The following is a 3632-nucleotide window of genomic DNA, read 5'->3' on the forward strand; positions in this document are numbered from 1 at the left end:
CATGATGGACAGGAACGTGCTCGGCCTCAGCGCCATCTGCCCGACTTTCTACCAGTGGGACGACCATGAAGTCCTGAACAACTGGTCGGATTCGAAGGATCTCAGCGCCGACAGCCGCTATTCGGAAAAATCCATCCACGTGCTGGCGGCCCGTGCGGCGCGGGCTTTCCACGAGATGACGACGATCCGCTACGAACCTTCCGAGCCCGGCCGCGTCTATCGCAAGATCGCCTACGGGCCGCTGCTCGACGTGTTCTTCCTCGACATGCGCTCCTATCGCGGCCCCAATGGTCCCGACATGCAGGATGAGATGACGCCGCAATCGCGCATGCTCGGCGAACAGCAGACGAAATGGCTGAAGCGCGAACTGGCGAATTCGAAGGCGACCTGGAAAATCATCGCCGCCGACATGCCGCTCGGCCTCGTCGTCTGGGACGACGGCACCAAGAAGGTTGGTGCCGAAGCAGTCAGCAATGGCGACAATGGCTTGCCAAAAGGGCGTGAGCTCGAGATCGCCGACCTGCTGCGCTTCATCAAGAATGCCGGCATCAGCAACACCGTCTGGCTCACCGCCGACGTGCATTACACGGCCGCGCATTATTACAACCCGGACAAGGCGCAGTTCCAGGATTTCAATCCGTTCTGGGAATTCGTTTCGGGTCCGATCCATGCCGGAACGTTCGGGCCGAACGATTTCGACATGACGTTCGGTCCGGAGCTGAAGTTCATCAAGGCGCCGACCGCCGAACAGGGACAGAACCTGCCGCCCTCGGCAGGTCTGCAATTCTTCGGGCTGGTCGATATTTCAGGCGCCAGCGAGCAGATGACGGTGCGGCTGATGGATCGCGACGACAATGAACTCTACAAGGTGACGCTCGACCCGGTGCGGTCGGCATAAGCGCGCGCTGATGGAAAGGTGTCGCGCGCGTCTAGGGCGCGCGATGCCTTAGTCCGGGTAGCAGACCATGGGGATATTCGGCCAGACGGCGCTGTCGCAGTTGGCGGCGTCCTGCCGCTGCTTGAAGGCGGCGCTGACCGGGCCGGTCACCACCGGGTCGACGCCGTCGGGCGCGTCGGCGAAAATCTGCTCGGCCGACTGTGCCTCTGACGGCAAGGCAGGCCGTGATTCCTTCGTCGTCGCGGCCGACTGCGCGGCGTTGGCCGCCAGCAGGACGGCGAAGGCAACAGAGGCGATGAGCGGCCAGAATCGGTTGAGTTTATCGGTCATGACGTTCGAACTGCCCGGGCCCCGAGGGGTTCCCGCCTTGGTTAACAAAATCATCTCACACGCAGATGCTTAAGATTTGATGAGTATTTGGTGACGCGCCTCCTCTTTCGCAACTGCGAAAAACCCTGTATGAGCCGCGCAACCGAAAGAGGCAGCGCCTTTTGGCCTGCTGCCTGCAACGCTTCCGAGACCAGAACATGAAAATCCGTAATATCGCGATCATCGCGCACGTCGACCATGGAAAGACCACCCTGGTCGACCAGCTTTTGAAGCAGTCCGGCTCCTTCCGAGACAATCAGCGCGTGGCCGAGCGCGCCATGGATTCCAACGACCTCGAAAAGGAGCGCGGCATCACCATCCTGGCCAAAGCGACCTCGGTCGACTGGAAGGATACCCGCATCAACATCGTCGACACCCCCGGCCACGCCGATTTCGGTGGCGAGGTCGAACGCATCCTGTCGATGGTGGACTCAGCCATCGTGCTGGTCGATGCCGCCGAAGGGCCGATGCCGCAGACCAAATTCGTCGTCGGCAAGGCGCTCAAGGTCGGCCTGAAGCCGATCGTCGTCATCAACAAGATCGATCGCCCGGACGCCCGTCATGTCGAGGTGGTCAACGAGGTGTTCGACCTCTTCGCAGCGCTCGACGCCACCGACGAGCAGCTCGACTTCCCGATTCTGTACGGCTCAGGCCGCGATGGCTGGGTTTCGGAAAATCCGGAAGGACCGAAGGACCAGCAGTTGGCGCCCCTGTTCGACCTCGTCATCAAGCATGTGCCGGAGCCGACCGTTCATCCCGGTCCGTTCCGCATGATCGGCACCATCCTGGAAGCCAATCCGTTTCTCGGCCGCATCATCACCGGCCGCATCGAGAGCGGCACGCTGAAGGCCAACCAGCCGGTCAAGGTGCTGCACCATGACGGTACTCAGATCGAAACCGGCCGTATTTCCAAGATCCTGGCCTTCCGCGGCCTTGAGCGCCAGCCGATCGAAGAAGCGCAGGCGGGCGACATCGTCGCCATTGCCGGCTTGTCGAAGGGCACCGTCGCCGACACGTTCTGCGACCCGAGCGTGAGCGAACCGCTGCATGCGCAGCCGATCGATCCGCCGACCGTGACCATGTCGTTCCTGGTCAACGACAGTCCGCTGGCCGGCACCGAAGGCGACAAGGTGACCAGCCGCGTCATCCGCGACCGCCTGCTGCGCGAAGCCGAAGGCAATGTCGCGCTGAAGATCGAGGAATCGCCTGACAAGGATTCGTTCTTCGTCTCCGGCCGCGGCGAATTGCAGCTGGCCGTGCTGATCGAGACGATGCGGCGCGAAGGCTTTGAAATCGCCGTGTCGCGTCCGCGCGTCGTCATGCAGAAGGGCGAGAATGGCGAATTGCTGGAGCCGGTCGAAGAAGTCGTCATCGACGTCGACGAGGAGCATGCCGGCGTCGTCGTGCAGAAGATGTCCGAGCGCAAGGCCGAGATGGTCGAACTGCGCCCATCCGGCGGCAATCGTCAGCGCATTGTCTTCCATGCGCCGACCCGTGGCCTGATCGGCTACCAGTCGGAGCTTTTGACCGACACGCGCGGCACCGCCGTGATGAACCGGCTTTTCCATGCCTATGAGCCCTACAAGGGCGAGCTGCCAGGCCGCACCAATGGCGTGCTGATTTCCAACGAACAGGGCGAATCGGTCGCCTACGCCATGTGGAACCTGGAAGATCGCGGCCCGATGGTCATCGATCCGGGCGTCAAGGTGTATCAGGGCATGATCATCGGTATCCATAGCCGCGACAATGACCTTGAAGTGAACGTGCTCAAGGGCAAGAAGCTGACCAACATCCGTGCCGCCGGCAAGGACGAGGCGGTCAAGCTGACCCCGCCGATCCGCATGACGCTGGAACGCGCGCTGGCCTGGATCCAGGACGACGAGCTGGTCGAAGTGACGCCGAAGACCATTCGGCTGCGCAAGCTCTATCTCGATCCGAACGAGCGCAAGCGGTTCGAGAAGTCGTCCAAGGTGGTCGGCGCGGCGTAAGCTCTTATTTTTTCCAACAGCGGAGAGGGGCGGAGCAACCAGTGTTCCGCCCCTTTTTCGTTCATCCACCGGCAGCCGCGATGATGGCCTGCCGATCGGCCTCGCCGGCCAGATCGATGCGGATCGTGTTTCCCGCACGGGCCGGCTTGCGCAGGGCCTTTGCTCCATCCGGGTCAACGATGAGCAGCCGCTTCTCCTCCAGCGCCTGAAGCCGTGATCGCGAGATGCAGAGTTCGCTTGCGAGCAGCCGGTCGAGCCGCAGCGATGTCGGCATTTCGAGCCCGAGCTGGAGTTCCAACACGGTCGCGGCTTCCCTGGTGTCGCCGAGCCTGCGCTTGTGACCGCTGACATCGGAGAACTCCTCGACGCGCCCGATC

4 protein-coding genes are annotated in these 3632 nt (G+C 62.3%); 2 read left to right on the forward strand and 2 right to left on the reverse strand.

What is annotated here, in order from left to right:
- Positions 1-898: alkaline phosphatase D family protein (locus EN884_RS29380; RefSeq protein WP_206617667.1), on the forward strand; the 898-nt coding region annotated here is incomplete at its 5' end.
- A 48-nt stretch (positions 899-946) separates the two neighbouring features.
- Here the strand turns inward: EN884_RS29380 and EN884_RS29385 are convergent.
- Positions 947-1228, reverse strand: a complete 282-nt coding sequence (locus tag EN884_RS29385) for a hypothetical protein (RefSeq protein ID WP_224618852.1) — start codon at positions 1226-1228, stop codon at positions 947-949.
- A gap of 197 nt (positions 1229-1425) precedes the next feature.
- On the opposite strand from EN884_RS29385, the gene typA reads away from it, so the two are divergent.
- A complete protein-coding gene (typA, locus tag EN884_RS29390) occupies positions 1426-3255 on the forward strand; it encodes a translational GTPase TypA (RefSeq protein WP_013529003.1) in 1830 nt (609 codons plus the stop codon).
- A 61-nt stretch (positions 3256-3316) separates the two neighbouring features.
- Here typA and EN884_RS29395 read toward each other — a convergent pair.
- Positions 3317-3632 (reverse strand): DUF1062 domain-containing protein (locus tag EN884_RS29395; RefSeq protein WP_128360895.1); only part of this gene is annotated, 316 nt, incomplete at its 5' end.

Origin of the sequence: Mesorhizobium sp. M7A.F.Ca.AU.001.01.1.1 (assembly GCF_004022735.1) — a bacterium.
GTDB lineage: Bacteria > Pseudomonadota > Alphaproteobacteria > Rhizobiales > Rhizobiaceae > Mesorhizobium > Mesorhizobium ciceri.

Bases quoted from the DNA above. Each gene is read 5' to 3' on its own strand.
- EN884_RS29385 (WP_224618852.1), bottom strand. From the start codon at position 1,228: ATGACCGATAAACTCAACCGATTCTGGCCGCTCATCGCCTCTGTTGCC.
- typA (WP_013529003.1), top strand. From the start codon at position 1,426: ATGAAAATCCGTAATATCGCGATCATCGCGCACGTCGACCATGGAAAG.